Annotated in this window: 15 protein-coding genes; 12 read left to right on the top strand and 3 right to left on the bottom strand. The window is 72.8% G+C overall.

Annotated elements, in window-relative coordinates; all coding sequences use genetic code 11:
* Positions 1–192 precede the first annotated feature (192 nt).
* On the top strand, positions 193–789 hold the full coding sequence (locus tag ACIQOE_RS05960) for a histidine phosphatase family protein (protein WP_351323047.1): 597 nt from the start codon (positions 193–195) through the stop codon (positions 787–789).
* 81 nt (positions 790–870) lie between these two features.
* Here ACIQOE_RS05960 and ACIQOE_RS05955 read toward each other — a convergent pair whose 3' ends face one another.
* Complete coding sequence (locus tag ACIQOE_RS05955; RefSeq protein ID WP_365565470.1) at positions 871–2,349, bottom strand: hypothetical protein; 1,479 nt, start codon at positions 2,347–2,349, stop codon at positions 871–873.
* Between the two features lie 255 nt (positions 2,350–2,604).
* Between ACIQOE_RS05955 and ACIQOE_RS05950 the strand changes: the two genes are divergently transcribed.
* Positions 2,605–3,009 carry a hypothetical protein gene (locus ACIQOE_RS05950; protein ID WP_351323049.1) on the top strand — a complete coding sequence of 135 codons (405 nt, stop codon included), beginning with the start codon at positions 2,605–2,607 and terminating at the stop codon, positions 3,007–3,009.
* 36 nt (positions 3,010–3,045) lie between these two features.
* The gene (locus tag ACIQOE_RS05945) at positions 3,046–3,918 is read left to right on the top strand and encodes a spermidine synthase (RefSeq protein WP_401409852.1); all 873 of its coding nucleotides are present in this window, start codon (positions 3,046–3,048) and stop codon (positions 3,916–3,918) included.
* A gap of 7 nt (positions 3,919–3,925) precedes the next feature.
* Here the strand turns inward: ACIQOE_RS05945 and ACIQOE_RS05940 are convergent, their stop codons facing one another.
* The gene (locus ACIQOE_RS05940; RefSeq protein WP_365565475.1) at positions 3,926–4,450 is read right to left on the bottom strand and encodes a hypothetical protein; all 525 of its coding nucleotides are present in this window, start codon (positions 4,448–4,450) and stop codon (positions 3,926–3,928) included.
* Between the two features lie 98 nt (positions 4,451–4,548).
* Here ACIQOE_RS05940 and ACIQOE_RS05935 point away from each other — a divergent pair, with 98 nt between their 5' ends.
* The 4 genes from ACIQOE_RS05935 to ACIQOE_RS05920 all read left to right on the top strand — a co-directional run bounded on the left by ACIQOE_RS05935 (position 4,549) and on the right by ACIQOE_RS05920 (position 8,689).
* Positions 4,549–5,259 carry a response regulator transcription factor gene (locus ACIQOE_RS05935; RefSeq protein WP_351323052.1) on the top strand — a complete coding sequence of 237 codons (711 nt, stop codon included), beginning with the start codon at positions 4,549–4,551 and terminating at the stop codon, positions 5,257–5,259.
* Positions 5,256–6,707, top strand: coding sequence for a HAMP domain-containing sensor histidine kinase (locus ACIQOE_RS05930; protein WP_365565478.1), 1,452 nt, complete (start codon positions 5,256–5,258; stop codon positions 6,705–6,707). Before ACIQOE_RS05935 ends, ACIQOE_RS05930 begins: the two co-directional genes overlap by 4 nt.
* Before the next feature lie 109 nt (positions 6,708–6,816).
* The gene (locus ACIQOE_RS05925) at positions 6,817–8,295 is read left to right on the top strand and encodes a cellulose binding domain-containing protein (protein WP_401409849.1); all 1,479 of its coding nucleotides are present in this window, start codon (positions 6,817–6,819) and stop codon (positions 8,293–8,295) included.
* A 154-nt stretch (positions 8,296–8,449) separates the two neighbouring features.
* Positions 8,450–8,689, top strand: coding sequence for a hypothetical protein (locus ACIQOE_RS05920; protein WP_351323056.1), 240 nt, complete (start codon positions 8,450–8,452; stop codon positions 8,687–8,689).
* 62 nt (positions 8,690–8,751) lie between these two features.
* Here the strand turns inward: ACIQOE_RS05920 and ACIQOE_RS05915 are convergent, their stop codons facing one another.
* Positions 8,752–10,170 carry a GH1 family beta-glucosidase gene (locus tag ACIQOE_RS05915; protein ID WP_351323057.1) on the bottom strand — a complete coding sequence of 473 codons (1,419 nt, stop codon included), beginning with the start codon at positions 10,168–10,170 and terminating at the stop codon, positions 8,752–8,754.
* Between the two features lie 857 nt (positions 10,171–11,027).
* Here ACIQOE_RS05915 and ACIQOE_RS05910 point away from each other — a divergent pair.
* The 5 genes from ACIQOE_RS05910 to ACIQOE_RS05890 all read left to right on the top strand — a co-directional run bounded on the left by ACIQOE_RS05910 (position 11,028) and on the right by ACIQOE_RS05890 (position 17,221).
* Positions 11,028–12,344, top strand: coding sequence for an extracellular solute-binding protein (locus ACIQOE_RS05910; RefSeq protein WP_351323058.1), 1,317 nt, complete (start codon positions 11,028–11,030; stop codon positions 12,342–12,344).
* 157 nt (positions 12,345–12,501) lie between these two features.
* Entirely contained in the window at positions 12,502–13,494 is a 993-nt protein-coding gene (locus tag ACIQOE_RS05905; protein ID WP_351323059.1) for a sugar ABC transporter permease, read from the top strand.
* A 14-nt stretch (positions 13,495–13,508) separates the two neighbouring features.
* Positions 13,509–14,429, top strand: coding sequence for a carbohydrate ABC transporter permease (locus tag ACIQOE_RS05900; RefSeq protein ID WP_351323060.1), 921 nt, complete (start codon positions 13,509–13,511; stop codon positions 14,427–14,429).
* Between the two features lie 184 nt (positions 14,430–14,613).
* Positions 14,614–16,071, top strand: coding sequence for a GH1 family beta-glucosidase (locus ACIQOE_RS05895; protein WP_351323061.1), 1,458 nt, complete (start codon positions 14,614–14,616; stop codon positions 16,069–16,071).
* A 94-nt stretch (positions 16,072–16,165) separates the two neighbouring features.
* The gene (locus ACIQOE_RS05890; protein WP_351323062.1) at positions 16,166–17,221 is read left to right on the top strand and encodes a LacI family DNA-binding transcriptional regulator; all 1,056 of its coding nucleotides are present in this window, start codon (positions 16,166–16,168) and stop codon (positions 17,219–17,221) included.
* The last annotated feature ends 305 nt before the right edge of the window (positions 17,222–17,526 follow it).

Below are 17,526 nucleotides of genomic sequence, written 5' to 3'. Positions count from 1 at the left end.
GTCCCTGTCCGCGCGGCACCCGGCGCACCGACCGTGACACTTTACGTCGCGCGCATTCCCGGCCATGCGGGGCGCTCAGCCCTCAAAGACGCCGGGACCGCCCGCCGGGTTGCCCGTTCCAGGCGCCTACCCAGCGTGGGCGATGATGGAGGGGTCCCGCTTGCGAATATTTCCCGAAGGGTTTCGTCTCTCATGGCACCGCGCATCCTGCTGGCCCGGCACGGACAGACGCAGTGGTCGCTGTCCGGCAAGCACACCGGCAGGACCGACGTACCGCTCCTGGAGGAGGGCAGGCGCGGGGCGAAGCTGCTGGGCGAGCGGCTGCACCGGCCGCCGTACGACGGCCTCGCGGACGCCGAGGTGCGCACCAGCCCGCTGGCACGCGCGCGCGAGACGTGCGAACTCGCCGGATTCGGCGAGCGGGCCGAGCGCTGGGACACGCTGATGGAGTGGGACTACGGGGCGTACGAGGGCCTGACCCCGGCGGAGATCCAGGCGGTCCGCCCCGGCTGGCTGATCTGGCGCGACGGCGTCCCCGGCGGCGAGACGACCGCCGAGGTCACCGCGCGGGCGGACGAGGTGGTGGCGTGGGCCCGCTCCGCCGACCGGGACGTGCTGGTCTTCGCCCACGGGCACGTGCTGCGGTCGATCGGCGCCCGGTGGCTCGGCCTGCCGCTGGACTTCGCGGCGCGGATCCGGCTGAACCCGACGTCGCTGTCGGTGCTCGGCTGGGCCTACGGCGAGCCCGCGATCGAGAGCTGGAACGACCTGGGGCACCTGGCGGGCTGACGGCGCCCGCGGGGCGCCCGCGAGGGCGCGGGGAGCCACGCGACCGGCTCCCGCGCACCCGCGCCGTACGGTCGGCCGCCGCTACACGACCCGCGGAGTGGACGCGTGCCGGTCCAGGAACTCCTGGACCCCGCCGGCCCTGCGGTGCGGCAGCAGCACCCGGGCCGTCCCCGCCAGCATCCCCTGGATCCGCGACGACTGGACCTGGTCCAGCAGGTCCAGGACCCGCAGTCCGGCCCGCGCGGCCTCGTCGGGGCGCCCGCCGCGGGCGAGGTCGTCCGCGAGTTCCGCCGTGTACAGCGCGATGTTCCTCGTGAAGTGCGGATCCTGCAGCTCGGCGGCCCGGCGCGCGTGCCGGGAGGCCCGCCGCCAGTCGCCCAGCGTGGACCAGCACTGCGCCTCCAGGCCCTCCAGTTCGGCCTCTCCGTAGAAGCTCATCCACTCGGGGTCGGCGTCCGAGTGGCCCCGCTCGAAGAGTGCCTGCGCCCGCGCCAGGGCCTGCTCGCAGCCGGTGCGGTCGGCGAGCCCGGCCCAGCCGCCCGCCTCGCGCAGCGCCAGCAGCGACATCAGGCGGGCTGAGCCCAGGGGCCGGCCGACGCGCTGCGCGGCCTGGGCCGCGCGCACCGCTTCTCTCGGCCGGCCCGCGTCCCGGGCCAGGAACGCGGTGTTGCAGAAGGCGTGCGCCTCCAGCCCCTGGTCCCCGGTCATCCGGGCCGTCGCCAGCGCCTCCGCGTAGTGCGAGCGGGCGTCGTCGAAGCGGCCGGAGTCGTGGGCCAGCCAGCCCACCGAGATGGCCAGTTCACCGGCGCCCGAGTGCAGGCGTTCGGCGGTCGTCTGCCGGGTCGCGCCCGCGTCCAGCAGCGCGTACGCCGCGCGCAGCGGAGCCGCCGCGCGCCGGTACAGGCCGTCCGCGCCGTGCCGGTCGTCGAGCAGCCGGATCCGGCGTACGGCCTCTTCCAGGGCGGCCGCGTGCGAGGACCCGGCACGGTGCAGCGGCCGGTTCGCGGCCACCGCGTCGATGGTGGACCCCAGGGGGCCCAGCGTGGCGGCGGCCACCGTGGCGCCTCCGCCGGTCATGAATAGGCGACGCAGCACGTCGCTCTCCTCGTAGTTGTCGTGCGTCTCGTACGTGTTGTGCGGGTGATGCCTGTCCTGCTCTTCAAACCTGTCCTGTTGTTCGGACCCGTCCTGCGGGTCATACGGATCGACCGGCCCGCGCGTCTCACCGACGGCGAGGACGAGCGGTACGTCCCCGGCCGGACGCGCGCCGCGGCCGCGGACCGCGGAGCGGTGCGCGAAGCCGAGGTCGGCGAGCGTGCGACCGGGGAACATGTGCAGGAACACCCGTTCGTACGCGTAGTTCGGGCAGCGGATCTCACCCGCTTCGACCCGGCCGATGTAGCGCGCGTCACAGCTCACACGCTCGCCGATCTCGCGGGCGGCGCGCCGCACCAGCGCGGCGAACTCGGCCGGTGAGTGCCGGCCGCGCAGCTGCCGGAAGGTGTGGTTCGGCCGTACCGGCCGATCGGGCTGCGACGAGGTCGTGATGGACGACGTCATGGCCGGGTCCTCTCGTGCGAACCGTCGAACCATGCCGGACTTGTGGTGAGTTGTCCGAGTGGACCCCTGATTCCGGCGGGCAAGAACGTACCTGCTGTGGTGGACCCGTGACGCAGGGTTTGGCTACAAACCGGATATCTCATGCACGATCTGCCATGAACTGCCATCCTTTGCGGCTGACTTTCGCCGTAGCCGTTGACGCCGTGGCGCGTTGGACGTCACGGACGGCAAGAGGGCTGCGCGGTGGAGGCCGGGATGGAGACCAGCCAGAGCAACGATCCCTGTACGCCGCCGCCGGATCCGGCGGCAGACGACACGGGGTGCGACCTAGTCACGGTGCCGGCCCGGCAGGGGCTGGAGGCGGTCGACATCCTGCGCCGGGGATCCGGGGACGCGGTGGGGCCGGTGCTCCACGACGACGGGGGCGGCACCCTCGGCTTCGTGGTGCCGGCCGGTACGGCGGCGGCCTGGGACGTGCCGGGGAGCACCTGCACCGGGACCGAAGGACGCGGTCTGCGGCTCTGCCCCGAGCCGCCGGTCGAGGGCTCCGACTGGCTGCTGCCGCCCGGCGAGGCCGACCTGGCGACCGACCCGGCGGTGCTGCGCAGGGCGCTCGGGGAGGCGGCCCGGCTGATCGAGGCGGCCGACAGCTGCTGCTGAATGTCCGGTGCCGCCACGGCCTGCGAAAATGGCCCCATGGGCAAGTCCAGGAACGCACGGCGCCGGTCGGCGGCCACCGCCGAAGCCGTGGTCGAGGCCGTCGACGGCGGCCTCGCCCAGCTGATCCCCGACCCCGAGCGCGGCCGGGCCTGGACCCTGCTCATCGACGGCGCCCCGCAGTCGCACGTCGACCTCGACGACCCGGCCCACCTCTCCTTCGAGTACCAGCGCCGCCTCGGCCACGTGATCGACCTGGTCGCGCCGCCGGGCCGGCCGGTCCAGGCGGTACACCTCGGCGGCGGCGCCTTCACGCTGGCCCGGTACCTCGCGGCGACCCGGCCCCGGTCCACCCAGCAGATCGTCGAACGCGACGCGGCCCTCGTCCAACTGGTACGACGGGAGCTGCCGTTGGATCCGAACGCCCGGATACGGGTGCGGTCCGCGGACGCCCGCCAGGGACTGGCCAAGGTGCCCGAGGGCTGGGCGGACCTGGTCATAGCGGATGTGTTCAGCGGAGCGCGCACACCGGCGCACCTGACGTCCACGGAGTTCCTCGACGAGGTGCGCAGGGTGCTGCGGCCGGGCGGCACGTACGCGGCGAACCTCGCGGACGGCCCGCCGCTCGCCTACCTGAAGGCGCAGATCGCCACGGCGGGGGCACGGTTCGCCGAGACCGCCGTGGCCGCCGACGCGGCGGTGTGGCGCGGGAAGCGGTTCGGCAACGCGGTCCTGGTGGCGGCCGACACACCGCTGCCAGTCGCGGAACTGACCCGGCGCTGCGCCTCCGACTCGCACCCCGCCCGGGTCGAACACGGCCGGGCGCTACGGGACTTCACGGGCGGCGCCGCCGCCGTGCACGACGACGTGGCGGTGGCCTCCCCGTCGCCGCCGCCGTCGGTGTTCCGGTGACGCCCGGTCAGTAGGTCTCGACCTGCACGTGCGGCGGACCGTCGTGCCAGGTGCAGAACACCGAGACCCGGTCGGTGCTCCTGCTGAACTCGATGCGGATCCAGGTCTCCGTCTTCCACACCTGCATCGACCAGCCGGTGCCCGGCGTCGCCGAGACCAGGGTCGCGTCGGCGTCGCCCAGGTCGAAGACCGCCCGGCCGCCGTCGGTGTCGTAGGCCTTGACCTCGCCGGACGCGGCGGCGGACGCGGACGGGGCCGCCGAGGTCGGCGCGGTGCGGCTGGGCGTCGGGGCGGGAGCCGACGGCGCACGGGAGGAGACGGCGGGCGACGGGACCGGCGGCCGGGACGTGGCAGGCGCCAGCGGCTTGGAGCCCTGCGTCGTCGGACCGTCGTCGGCCGCCGTGATCGGCAGGGCGCGCGGCGGGTCGTAGGCCGTGCCCGCCATCACCGTGTGGACACCCCACCACGACAGCGTGACGGCCGCGCCCGTGGCGAGCAGCCAAGCCAGTACGTGTACGAGTCCTCTGCGCATCGCGGGCCATACTGCCTCAGCCGTACCGCCGTGCGCACCCGACCCGAGTTGTCCACAGGCTCCGGCCCGCACCGGCCGCATGGCGTACGGTGCGGCGCATGGCAAGTGTGCTCGTGGTCGAGGACGACCAGTTCGTCCGCTCGGCGCTCATCCGGCATCTCACCGACGCCTCGCACACGGTGCGCAGCGTCGGCACGGCACTGGAGGCGCTGCGCGAGGTCGCCCATTTCCGCTTCGACGTGGTCGTCCTGGACCTCGGACTCCCGGACCTGGACGGCTCCGAGGCCCTGAAGATGCTGCGCGGGATCACCGACGTCCCGGTGATCATCGCCACCGCCCGGGACGACGAGTCGGAGGTCGTCCGGCTGCTCAACGCCGGTGCGGACGACTACCTCACCAAGCCGTTCTCCGTCGAACACCTGTCGGCGCGGATGGCCGCCGTGCTGCGCCGGGCGCGGTCGGGCGGAGGCGAGGCGGCACCCTCCAGCGTGCTCCGGGTCGGCGGCCTGACCGTCGACCCGCTGCGCCGGCAGGCCGAGTTGGACGGAGCACGCCTCGACCTGACCCGGCGCGAGTTCGACCTGCTGGCCTTCCTGGCGGGGCGGCCCGGCGTCGTCGTCCCGCGCAAGGAACTGCTCGCGGAGGTCTGGCAGCAGTCCTACGGGGACGACCAGACCATCGACGTGCACCTGTCCTGGCTGCGGCGGAAGTTGGGGGAGACGGCGGCCAGCCCGCGCTATCTGCACACCCTTCGGGGGGTCGGTGTGAAGCTGGAGCCGCCGGGCGCGGAAGCGAGGCCGGTCGGATGAGATGGGCACTGGTCAAGGTCTGTCTTGCGGTCACCGCGATGGTCGTGGTCGCGTTCGCCGTCCCGCTCGGCCTGGTGGTCAAGGAGATGGCCCGGGACCGCGCCTTCTCCAACGCCGAGCGGGAGGCGGCCGCCGTCGCGCCCGCCCTGTCCATCACCACCGACCGGGACAAGCTGGAGCGGGTGGTGGCCTCGGCCGGCGCCGACCGGGGCATGGCCGTGCACATCCCCGCGTCCGCGGGCGGCGCCGCCGTCGACATCGGACAACAGCGCGCCGCCGGCCGGGACATAGCGACCGTACGGAAGCTGGGGCGTGCCTCCACGACCGGGGTGGCGGGCGGCTCGACGCTGCTCCAGCCTGTCGCGCTCGGCTCCGGCGCCATCGCGGTCGTCGAGGTGTACGTCCCCGAGTCCGAGGTGACCCACGGCGTCTTCACGGCCTGGGCGGTGCTGGCCGCCGTCGGCCTGGCCCTGATCGTCGGCTCGGTCGCCGTCGCCGACCGGCTGGGCGTACGGATGGTGCGCCCGGCCCGGCGGCTGGTCGAGGGCGCGCACGAACTGGGCGAGGGCAAGCTGGGATCGCGGGTGCCCGAGGACGGCCCGACCGAACTGCGGCTGGCGGCGGCCGCGTTCAACTCGATGGCCGACCAGGTCGTCCAACTGCTCGCGAACGAGCGGGAGCTGGCCGCCGACCTCTCGCACCGGCTGCGGACCCCGCTCACCGTGCTCCGGCTCAACGCGGCCTCGCTCGGGGACGGGCCGGCCGCCGAGCAGACCCGGGCCGCCGTCGCCCAGCTGGAACGCGAGGTGGACACCATCATCCGCACCGCCCGCGAGGCCAAGCCGCAGACGGCGACCGCCGGACCGGGCGCCGGGTGCGACGCGGCCGAGGTGGTGCGGGAGCGGATGGGCTTCTGGTCGGCGCTCGCCGAGGACGAGGGCCGCAAGTGGCGGGTGGCCGGGGTCGACCGGCCGGTGCGGATACCGGTGGCCCGCGCCGACCTGGCCGCCGCGCTCGACGCGCTGCTCGGCAACGTCTTCCGGCACACCGCCGAGGGCACCGCCTTCGCGGTCGACGTGCACAACGGGGACGACGCGGTGATCATGCTGGTCTCCGACGCCGGACAGGGCATCCGGGACCCGGAGTCGGCGATGGCCCGGGGGCGCGGATCGGGGACGGCCGGGTCGACGGGCCTCGGCCTGGACATCGTGCGCCGGCTCGCCGAGTCGACCGGCGGGGACGTGCGGATCGGCTCGTCGGTGCTCGGCGGGACCGAGGTGCGGATCTGGATCCAGCTGGACGGCGGCACACCGGAGCGCAAGGGACACCGGGGTTCCATGCGCAGGCGCCGTTCGCGCAGGCAGCCGGGGGAGCCGGGCAGGAGGGGGAGCGGCGAGCCGGCGGGGAAAATGGTCTCGACCTTTAATCGGTCCCGATCCCTTCCTTAAGCGCGGCCTAAGATCCCCGACGACCGCGCCGATCAGGCCGTTTGTCCGATTCCCGGTCGCTAGCGTGCTGCCGCACCCCCCCATTCGGCAGGCGAAGGCAGGCACGCGCATGAGCACGCACCGGCGCAGCATCAGTGGCAGGAACAAGGCGATAGGCGGTCTGGTCGCCGCGGCCGTGGTCGGTGGCGGGGCGGTCCTGTTCACCGGCATCGCGCACGCGGCCGGGGTCGGCGCCGCCTACACCAAGACCAGCGACTGGTCGACCGGGTACACCGCGCAGTACGTCGTCACCAACAACAGCGGTGCCGCCGAGAAGGACTGGACGCTGGAGTTCGACCTGCCGGCCGGCGCGAAGCTCAGCTCGCTGTGGAACGCCGAGTCCACGGTCAGCGGGCAGCACGTCACCGTGAAGCCGCCGAAGTGGGACACGGACGGCCTCGCCGCCGACGAGTCGGTCACCGTCGGCTTCGTGGTCAACGGCAGTGGCGACCCGACCGGTTGCCGTATCGACTCCGCGAGCTGTTCCGCGGACGGCTCGGCGACCCCCGAGCCGAGCGGCCGCCCCACCCAGTCCGCCACCCCGACCCCCACGCCCACCCCCACGGCGACGAAGACGCAGACCCCCACCGCGACCCCCTCGCAGAGCACGGGCACGGGTACCGGTACCGGTACCGGCACGGGGTCCGGCACCACCGGTTCCGCCGCGTTCGCGCCCTACGTCGACACCTCCCTCTACCCGGCGTTCGACCTCCTCGCGGCGGCCGACGCGACCGGCGTGAAGAACTACAACCTCGCGTTCGTCACCGACGGCGGCGGCTGCACCCCCAAGTGGGGCGGGGTGAGCGACCTGTCCAGCGACGGCGTGGCCGCCCAGATCGGTTCGCTCCGCGCCAAGGGCGGCGACGTCCGGGTCTCCTTCGGCGGCGCCTCCGGCTCCGAACTCGCCACCACCTGCTCCTCGGCGGACGCGCTGGCGACCGCGTACGGCAAGGTCGTCGACGCCTACAAGCTCACCAAGGTCGACTTCGACGTGGAGGGCGGCGCGCTGCCCAACACCACGGCCAACACCAACCGCGCCAAGGCGATAGCCAAGCTCCAGGCGAGCCACCCGGACCTGGACGTCTCCTTCACCCTGCCGGTCATGCCGGAGGGCCTGACCCAGGACGGCGTCAACCTGCTCTCCGACGCCAAGGCCAACGGCGTGAAGATCGCCAACGTCAACATCATGGCGATGGACTACGGCCCCTCCTACAACGGCGACATGGGCACCTACGCCATCCAGGCGGCCACCGCCACCCAGGCCCAGGTCAAGAGCGTCCTCGGCCTCTCCGACGCGGCCGCCTGGAAGACGGTCGCCGTCACCCCGATGATCGGCGTCAACGACGTCTCCGCCGAGGTCTTCACGGTGGACGACGCCACCCAGCTCGTGGACTTCGCCAAGTCCAAGGGCATCGGCTGGCTCTCCATGTGGTCGGCCACCCGCGACAAGCAGTGCGCGGGCGGCGCCAAGCCCACCGCCGACGCCACGTGCAGCTCGATCACCCAGCCCCAGAACGCCTTCACCAAGGCCTTCGCAACGATCGGCTGACCGCCCGGCCCACCGCACCACCGGCACGGGCCGGAGGCAGGTTCACCCCCAGGACTGAACCCCGGCCTCCGGCCCGCACGGCTGCCGGGGTGCGGCTAGGTTCGGGTCGTATCGGTCGGGGGACACTCGGGCCCGTGCACTGTGGAGGCATCTGATGGCCACGTACACTCCCCGGTTCCCGGGCAGCGGCACCCTCATCGAGGAGACGCTCATCGAGGGTGAGGCCAAGGGGCGGGCCGAGGACATCCTGCGCATCCTCGATCTCCGGGGCGTCGCGGTGGCCGAGGCGGACCGTGAGCGGGTCCTGGCCTGTGAGGACCTCGACACCCTGGGGGTCTGGTTCGACCGTGCCGTCACCGCCACCGGCGCCGAGGAGCTGTTCACGGCGGAATGACGCCCGGGGCCGGTGGAGGAACGCGGAAGGGGGCGCGGTCCCCCAAGGCCGCGCCCCCGGTCTCAGGCCGGCCGGGGCAGGGTTCCCGTCCGGGCCGCCTCCGCGTACCAGTGGGCGCTCGACTTCGGGGTGCGGGTGAGGGTCGTGTAGTCGACGTACACCGCTCCGAACCTCTTGCCGTAGCCGTACGCCCACTCGAAGTTGTCCATCAGGGACCACAGGTAGTAGCCCCGCACCCGGGCGCCGTCGGCGATCGCGCGGCGCACCGCGGAGAGGTGGCCGTGCAGGTAGGCGATGCGCTCGGGGTCGTGGACCGCGCCGTCCGGGTCGGGCTTGTCGTCGTAGGCCGCGCCGTTCTCCGTGATGTACAGCGGCAGCCCCGGCGCCTCGGCCGAGTAGCGCATGATCAGCTCGTACAGGCCCGCCGGGTCGATCGTCCAGCCCATCTCGGTGCGCTCGCCGGGCGTCTGGTGGAAGGCGACGCCCTCGGCGCCCGGCCAGGGCGAGTGGTCGCCGCCGCCGTGCCCGTCCGCCCGGGGACCGCCGGCCGTGCCGGACGCCGCCGACACCAGGGCCGGCGTGTAGTAGTTGAGGCCGAGGGCGTCCAGCGGCTGCCGCGCCGTGGCCAGGTCGCCGTCCAGGACGTACGACCAGTCCGTCACCGAGGCCGTCGCCGCGAGCAGCGTCTCGGGATACGCGCCGTGCAGGATCGGGCCGTGGAACACCCCGTTGGCCAGGTCGTCGATGGTCCGGGCCGCCGCCAGGTCGGCGGGGCTCTGGCTCAGCGGCCGTACCACCGACGAGTTGAGGCTGACGGCGACACGGCCGCGGGCCGGCAGCACCGAGCGCAGTGCCGTGGCGCCCAGGCCGTGCGCGAGGTTGAGGTGGTGCGCGGCGCGCAGGGCGGCGGCCGGGTCGGTACGGCCGGGGGCGTGCACGCCGGAGCCGTAGCCCAGGAAGGCGCTGCACCAGGGCTCGTTGAGGGTGGTCCACAGGTCGACCCGGTCGCCGAGCGCCTCGCCGACGATCCGCGCGTACTCGGCGAACCGGAAGGCGGTGTCCCGCTCCGGCCAGCCGCCCGCGTCCTCCAGCTCCTGCGGCAGGTCCCAGTGGTAGAGGGTGAGCGCGGGCTGGATGCCCTTGGCCAGCAGCTCGTCGACCAGGCGCCGGTAGAAGTCCAGGCCCACCTGCACCGCCGGGCCCCGGCCGGTCGGCTGCACCCGTGACCAGGAGACCGAGAACCGGTACGCGTTCAGGCCGAGGTCCGCCATCAGCGCCACGTCGTCGCGGTAGCGGTGGTAGTGGTCGACCGCGATGTCACCGGTGTCACCACCGGCCGTCCTGCCCGGCGTGTGGCTGAAGGTGTCCCAGATGGACGGCGTCCGGCCGTCCTCCCGGACCGCGCCCTCGATCTGGTACGCGGAGGTCGCGGCGCCCCAGAGGAAGGCGGGCGGAAAACTCTCGGTCAGCGATTCGGGCATGGAAGCGCTCCCACAGTCGGTAGGCCCTCATTATGCATGGGAGCGCTCCCACCGGAAAGGGTCGAGCAGAAGCGAGGTGCGGGGAGGCGGGGGAGGGGTGTCGCCGGGAGGGGTGCGGGGAGGCGGCAGGTCGGTGTGCCCGGTCGCGTTGGCCGGATGTCGGCCGGTGCGCGTGGCCCGCCGTTCGGGTTCCCGGGCTGCGGTGCGGTCCTCGGCCGGGAGCCCTCGCGGGGGCGGCCGGTCCGGGTCGGCGGGTGTCGGCGCGCGGCGGACCGGCGGTGACCGGCCGTTCCCGCCCGCCGGGCGCCGTTCCGCGGGGGCCGGTGCCGACTGTCCCGGCGCGGGCCGGAGTTGACGGCACCGTTCACCTTCCGGCGGGCGGTTCCGGTGCGGAGGCTCCGGCTCCGGAAAACCTCCGTACCGTCCCGTCGGTCCGTGGGGCGCCTGGGGCGCCAGGGGATCGTCACCCCGGTGACCTGCATGATTCCCCCGTGAGACGCGCCGATGTCCGCCGGGTGAACCGCCGCGGCGCGACACGTTCCCGTGACGTGCTGAACACGCTTGCGCAACAACGCCGTTTTCAAGTCTTGACAGCTGGCCCGGCAGGAACCAGTCTTCCGGCATGCCGCGTGGGAGCGGTCCCACGGGTAGACGGGGGAGCTTCTCCCGTGTGGACCGAACCACCTCATGGCCTATCCCTCTGTCGTCACCGCACCTCGTTGACCAGCACCTTTTCATCGCACGCCGCGTGCGGTGGGCCGGCCGCTGCTCGCACCAAGAGGGCAGGTCCGGACCGTCGAGACCCCGGCGGTCTGATTCCTGAGATCCCGTTCCCCACTGGAACAAGGAGTAGTGGAATGCGCATCACCCGTACCGGCAGGAGCGGCCGCAGAGCGGCGGTCCTGGCCACATCGGCCCTGACGGCCTCGGCCCTGCTGCTGACCGGTTGCAGCGACGACAGCGGCTCGGACGCCTCGGACTCCAACGGGAACATCACTCTCACGGTCGCCGACTTCGGTCAGTTCGGCTACAAGGAAGCCGACCTGTTCGCCAAGTACCACAAGCTGCACCCGAACATCACGGTGAAGGAGCAGACGACCGCCAACGAGCAGGACTACTACCCGAAGCTGCTCCAGCAGCTGAACACGGGCAGCGGTCTGGCGGACGTCACCGGTATCGAGGTGGGCCGCATCAAGGAGGTCGTGGACACCCAGGCGGCCAAGTTCACCGACCTGAGCAAGACCATCGACGTGAACGACTGGGTCTCCTGGAAGGAGAAGCAGGCCACCGCCGCGGACGGCACGGTCATCGGCGCCGGTACCGACATCGGCCCCATGTCCCTGTGCTACCGCACGGACCTCTTCAAGCAGGCGGGTCTGCCCACCGACCGCGAGGCCGTCGCCAAGGCCGTCGCCGGCGGCTGGGAGGACTACCTCAAGCTCGGCGAGCAGTTCAAGAAGAAGGCGCCGTCGGGCACCTACTTCATGGACTCGGCGAGCGCCATGTACAACGCGGTGGTCAGCTCCTCCCCGCAGCAGTACTACGACGCCAGCGGCAAGGCGATCTACAAGGACAGCCCCTCCGTGCAGCAGGGCTGGAACCTGGCCGCCGAGGCCGCGTCCAAGAAGCTGACCCAGGGCCTGCCGCAGTTCACCGACGCCTGGACGGCGGCGCTGCGCAAGGGCACGGTCGCCACCGTGGCCTGCCCCGCCTGGATGGCCGGCCAGATCTCCACCAACTCCGGTGACGCCTTCAAGGGCAAGTGGGACATCGCCAAGGCGCCCGGTTCGACCGCGGCCAACTGGGGCGGCTCCTTCCTGGCCGTGCCCAAGAGCGGCAAGCACGCCAAGGAGGCCGCCGAGCTGGTCAAGTGGCTGACCGCGCCGGAGCAGCAGGCCGAGGTGTTCAAGGCGATCGGCGTCTTCCCGTCGAACAAGGGCGCCTACGACCTGGCCAGCGTGAAGGACGCGAAGCTCCCGTACTTCAGTGACGCGCCGATCGGCCAGATCTACGCCGACGAGGCCAAGTCCATCCCCGAGGCGGTGCTCGGCCCGAAGGACGCCACCATCAAGGACACCATCTCCACGCAGATCAACAACATGGAGCAGCGGGGCACCAAGCCCGCCGACGCGTGGAAGGCCGCGACCGACCAGATCGACAAGGTGATCGGCTGACGACCCGCGGTGCGGGCGGCCCCTGCGGCCGCCCGCACCGCGCTGTGCCGCGTCGGCCGTGCGGCTCCCCCCGCACGGCCGCCCGGCTTCGACCCGGCGGGACGCCCCGGCGTCGCCAGCCCACCCCCCGGCCGTGATTCCAGGAAGGAACTCCCCCGTGGCCACCACAACTCCCACACGGGGTGCCCCCACCCCGCCCGCCGGCGGCACCGCCGCCGCACCGGACGGCCGCGGCACCTGGCGCAGCCGGCTGTGGCGCTTCGACGACCTGGCTTCCCCGTACGCGTACATCGCCCCGTTCTTCCTCGTCTTCGGCGCCTTCGGGCTCTACCCGCTGCTGTACACGGGCTGGATCGCCCTGCACCGGGTGGAGATGACGAGCCTCAGCCAGTCCGAGTGGGTCGGCTTCGACAACTTCACCAGGATCCTCCAGGACTCGGAGTTCTGGACCGCGGTCACCAACACCTTCCTGATCGGTGTCATCTCCACCGTCCCGCAGCTGCTGGTGGCCCTCGGCCTGGCCCACCTGCTCAACTACAAGCTGCGCGCCAGCACGTTCTGGCGGACGGTGGTCCTCACCCCGTACGCCACCTCGGTGGCCACCGCGGCGCTGGTCTTCGCGCTGGTGTTCCGGGCCGACGGCGGCATCCTGAACTGGGTGCTGCACTTCGTCGGGATCGGCAACACCGACTGGGGCAACGGCGAGTGGACCTCCAAGATCGCCATCTCGGTGATCGTGATCTGGCGCTGGACCGGGTACAACGCGCTGATCTACCTGGCGGCCATGCAGGCCGTGCCCACCGACCTGTACGAGGCGGCCTCCATCGACGGGGCGACGCGCTGGCAGCAGTTCCGCAAGGTGACCGTCCCCTCGCTGCGGCCGACGATCCTGTTCACCATCGTGATCTCGACGATCGGCTCCATGCAGCTGTTCGGTGAGCCGCTGTTGCTCCAGGGCGGCACGCTCGGCTCCACCGGAGGCAGCGAGCACCAGTACGAGACCCTCAGCATCTACCTCTACAACTACGGCTGGAAGCTCGGGCACCTCGGTCCGGCCGCCGCCGTGGCCTGGGCCATGCTCGCCCTGCTGCTGCTCATCGCCCTGATCAACCTGATCGTCGGCCGGTTCGTGCGCAAGAGCGCGGCCTGACGGGAGCGACCTCGATGACCACGACCAGCCCCACCAAGACCGCGCCTGACCTCGGCCCGGTACCGCCGGCCGCGTCCCCGTCCACCGGCCGCGTCCGCCTCAAGCTCGGCGCCGGGCAGCAGCTCAAGGGCGGCCCGCTCACCTACCTCGCCCTGGTCGTCGTCGGCCTGGGTTCCGTCTTCCCGCTGTACTGGACCCTGGTCGCCGCCTCGCACGACCAGCAGCGGGTCCTCGACAGCCCGCCGCCGCTCCTGCCGGGCGGCCGGCTGTGGAGCAACCTCCAGACCGCCTGGGAACAGGCCCACCTGGGCAAGGCGATCGTCAACAGCGTCATCGTCTCGGGATGCATCACCGCGGCGACGCTGTTCTTCTGCACGCTGGCCGGCTACGCGTTCGCGAAGATGCGGTTCCGCGGCCGGGGCGCGCTGATGACCGCGGTCATCGCGACCCTGACGATCCCGCCGCAGCTCAGCGTGGTCCCGCTGTTCATGATGATGTCGGACATCGGCTGGGGCGGAAAGCTGGAGTCGGTGATCTTCCCGACCCTGGTCGGCGCCTTCGGTGTCTTCTTCATGCGCCAGTACCTGCTGGAGGCGCTGCCCTACGAGCTGATCGAGGCGGCCAAGGTGGACGGCGCGACCAACATCCGCATCGTGTGGAACGTGGTCCTGCCCGCGGCCCGGCCCGCGATGATGGTCCTCGGCATGCTGACCTTCGTCCAGGCGTGGAACGACTTCTTCTGGCCCTTCCTCGCCCTGAACCAGGACAACCCGACGCTCCAGGTGGCGCTCGGCCAGCTCAGCGCCTCCTACACCCCCGACCAGTCCATCGTCATGGCCGGGGCGCTGATCAGCACCCTGCCGCTGCTGCTGGTCTTCGTGATCTTCGGCAAGCAGATCGTCGGCGGCATCATGGCGGGCGCCGTCAAGGGCTGACGCCGCCGCGGGCCGGCGCCGGCCCCGTCCTGACCGGCGCCGGCCCCGCCCGTCCCGTCCCGTACGGCCCGCCCCGCACGCGGGCCGTACCCGGCCGGACGGCGCCGTGCGCGCCCCGACCGGTTCCCGCCGCAGCAGCACCCGTCCCACCCCTTCCCCACGCCACTTCGGGAGCGTTCTCACCATGACCGCCGTACGAACCGAGTCCAGCGCCCAGCCGGCCTCCGACGCCTCCTTCCCGCCCGGTTTCGTCTGGGGGGCCGCCACCGCCGCCTACCAGGTGGAGGGCGCCGCGGCCGAGGACGGCCGCACCCCGTCGATCTGGGACACCTTCAGCCACACCCCCGGCAAGGTCCGCAACGGCGACACCGGTGACATCGCGGCCGACCACTACCACCGCTACGGCGACGACGTGGCGCTGATGAAGGACCTGGGGCTGCAGGCCTACCGGTTCTCCGTCTCCTGGTCGCGGGTGCAGCCGACCGGCCGGGGGCCCGCCGTGGAGCGCGGCCTCGACTTCTACCGGCGGCTCACCGACCGGCTCCTGGAGGCGGGCATCACCCCCGTCGCCACGCTCTACCACTGGGACCTGCCGCAGGAGCTGGAGGACGCGGGCGGCTGGCCGCACCGCGACACCGCGCACCGGTTCGCCGACTACGCCGAGATCATGGCCCGCGCCCTGGGCGACCGCGTCGGGGTGTGGACCACCCTCAACGAGCCCTGGTGCAGCGCCTTCCTGGGCTACGGCTCCGGCGTGCACGCCCCCGGCCGTACCGACCCGGCGGCCACCCTGCGCGCCGCCCACCACCTGAACCTGGCGCACGGGAAGGCGGTCGGGGTGCTCCGGGAGCACCTGCCGTCGACCGCGCAGCTCTCCCTCACCCTCAACCTGCACCAGGTGCGCCCGCTCGGCGACAGCGCGGCGGACGCCGAGGCCGCCCGCCGGATCGACGCGGTCGGCAACCGGATCTTCACCGGCCCGGTCCTGGACGGCGCCTACCCCGAGGACCTGCTCGCCGACACCGCGCAGATCGTGGACTGGGCGGAGCTGGTGCACGACGGCGACCTGGCGGAGATCTCCCGCCCGATCGACCTGCTCGGCGTCAACTACTACTCCCCGACGGTGGTCTCGGCGGCGGCCGAGGGCGGCGCCAGCACCCGCGACGACGGCCACGGCGCGAGCGAGCACTCGCCGTGGACGGGCGCCGCGGACGTCGCCTTCCACCTGGCCAACGACCAGCTCACCGCGATGAACTGGGCCATCGACGCGAGCGGCCTGCACACCCTGCTCACCGGCCTGGCCGCCTCCCACCCGGGTCTGCCGCTGATGGTCACCGAGAACGGCGCGGCCTTCGACGACTACGTCTCTCCCGAGGGTCTGGTCAACGACCCGCAGCGGATCGCCTACGTGCACGCGCACCTGGACGCCGTCCGCCGGGCGGTCGCCGACGGCGCCGACGTGCGCGGCTACTTCCTGTGGTCCCTGCTGGACAACTTCGAGTGGTCCTACGGCTACTCGAAGCGGTTCGGAGCCGTCTACGTCGACTACTCCACCCAGCGGCGCATCCCCAAGGCCAGCGCACACTGGTACGCGGACGTGATCCGCCGGAACGCGCTGCCGGGCGCCGGCGAGCGGGGCTGACCGGCACGGTTGCGGGGGGACGACAGGGCCGGGAACGGCCGGATCACGGCTGTTACATTCCTGGCCTGAAGGCTGCGAACGGAAGGCGGCGACCATGACGGTGAAGGGCGAACGGGGGCGGGGCGCGCGGCGGCCGACCCTGGAGGAGGTCGCCGTCCGCGCCGGCGTGGGCCGCGGCACGGTGTCGCGGGTGATCAACGGCTCGCCACGGGTCAGCGACGCCACCCGGGCCGCCGTCGAGGCGGCCGTCGCGGAGCTGGGGTACGTGCCGAACACCGCCGCGCGCGCCCTCGCGGCCAACCGCACCGACGCGATCGCCTTGGTCGTCCCCGAGCCGGAGACCCGGTTCTTCGCGGAGCCGTACTTCTCCGACATGGTCAGCGGTGTCGGCGCCGAACTCGCCGACACCGAGATGCAGTTGCTGCTGATCTTCGCGGGCAGCGACCGCGAGCGGCGGCGGCTCGCCCAGTACCTGGCCGCGCACCGGGTGGACGGCGTGCTGCTGGTCTCGGTGCACGCCGACGACCCGCTGCCCGACCTGCTGGCCCAGCTGGAGATCCCGGCGGTGATCAGCGGCCCGCGTTCGGCTCGGGAGACGCTGACCTCCGTCGACTCGGACAACTACGGCGGCGCGCGTTCTGCGGTGGAGCACCTGCTGTCGCGGGGCCGCGGCAAGATCGCGCACATCACCGGCCGGCTGGACGTGTACGGCGCCCAGCGCCGCGTCGACGGCTACCGCGAGGCGCTCCGGGACGCGGGCCACGAGGTGGACGAACTCCTCGTCGAGCCCGGGGACTTCACCGAGCAGGGCGGCCGCCGGGCGATGTCCGTGCTGCTGGAGCGGCATCCGGACCTGGACGCGGTCTTCGCCGGGTCGGACGTGATGGCGGCCGGCGCCCGCCAGGTGCTGCGCGGCGCGGGCCGCCGCATCCCGGACGACGTGGCGCTGGTCGGGTACGACGACTCGGCGATCGCCCGGCACATGGAGCCGCCGCTCACCAGCGTCCGCCAGCCCATAGAGGAGATGGGCCGGGCGATGATCGACCTGCTGCTGGCGGAGATCGCCGACCGCCGTCCGGCCACGGCCCGGGTCACCGAGCGCCGCCACGCGGTGCTCCCCACCGAACTGGTGATCCGCGCCTCGTCCTGACCGGGGTCACCGGGGTCACCGGGGTCGTCACGGCTGCCGGGGGTGCGTCGCGCCCCCGGCAGCGGCATGTCCGCCGCCGGACCACGGGCCGGTGCCCGTGCGTGCCCGCGCACCGGACGCGGCGGCCGCGTGCGGTCGTTTAGCGGATGCGGGGATTATCCGCACGACGGACCCGATGGAATCGCACCATCGGGTGATCCGATTTCCGGCCGTTCCGTGAAGTCCCGGCGCGGCTCCGGCGCATTCGCCGGCGCATTCACCGGCGCACCCCTCCCGTGTCGAACGCGCCCTGAGCTGCGCATGTC

Origin of the sequence: Streptomyces sp. NPDC091282 (assembly GCF_044757385.1) — a bacterium.
GTDB classification, from domain to species: domain Bacteria; phylum Actinomycetota; class Actinomycetes; order Streptomycetales; family Streptomycetaceae; genus Streptomyces; species Streptomyces gramineus.
Note: the sequence above shows the minus strand (reverse complement) of the source record. Positions and strands in the feature narration are given on the sequence as shown.

Bases quoted from the DNA above. Each gene is read 5' to 3' on its own strand.
- ACIQOE_RS05920 (WP_351323056.1), top strand. From the start codon at position 8,450: ATGGCCACGTACACTCCCCGGTTCCCGGGCAGCGGCACCCTCATCGAG.
- ACIQOE_RS05940 (WP_365565475.1), bottom strand. From the start codon at position 4,450: ATGCGCAGAGGACTCGTACACGTACTGGCTTGGCTGCTCGCCACGGGC.
- ACIQOE_RS05955 (WP_365565470.1), bottom strand. From the start codon at position 2,349: ATGACGTCGTCCATCACGACCTCGTCGCAGCCCGATCGGCCGGTACGG.
- ACIQOE_RS05930 (WP_365565478.1), top strand. From the start codon at position 5,256: ATGAGATGGGCACTGGTCAAGGTCTGTCTTGCGGTCACCGCGATGGTC.
- ACIQOE_RS05910 (WP_351323058.1), top strand. From the start codon at position 11,028: ATGCGCATCACCCGTACCGGCAGGAGCGGCCGCAGAGCGGCGGTCCTG.
- ACIQOE_RS05900 (WP_351323060.1), top strand. From the start codon at position 13,509: ATGACCACGACCAGCCCCACCAAGACCGCGCCTGACCTCGGCCCGGTA.
- ACIQOE_RS05950 (WP_351323049.1), top strand. From the start codon at position 2,605: ATGGAGACCAGCCAGAGCAACGATCCCTGTACGCCGCCGCCGGATCCG.
- ACIQOE_RS05915 (WP_351323057.1), bottom strand. From the start codon at position 10,170: ATGCCCGAATCGCTGACCGAGAGTTTTCCGCCCGCCTTCCTCTGGGGC.
- ACIQOE_RS05935 (WP_351323052.1), top strand. From the start codon at position 4,549: ATGGCAAGTGTGCTCGTGGTCGAGGACGACCAGTTCGTCCGCTCGGCG.
- ACIQOE_RS05945 (WP_401409852.1), top strand. From the start codon at position 3,046: ATGGGCAAGTCCAGGAACGCACGGCGCCGGTCGGCGGCCACCGCCGAA.
- ACIQOE_RS05890 (WP_351323062.1), top strand. From the start codon at position 16,166: ATGACGGTGAAGGGCGAACGGGGGCGGGGCGCGCGGCGGCCGACCCTG.
- ACIQOE_RS05895 (WP_351323061.1), top strand. From the start codon at position 14,614: ATGACCGCCGTACGAACCGAGTCCAGCGCCCAGCCGGCCTCCGACGCC.
- ACIQOE_RS05925 (WP_401409849.1), top strand. From the start codon at position 6,817: ATGAGCACGCACCGGCGCAGCATCAGTGGCAGGAACAAGGCGATAGGC.
- ACIQOE_RS05960 (WP_351323047.1), top strand. From the start codon at position 193: ATGGCACCGCGCATCCTGCTGGCCCGGCACGGACAGACGCAGTGGTCG.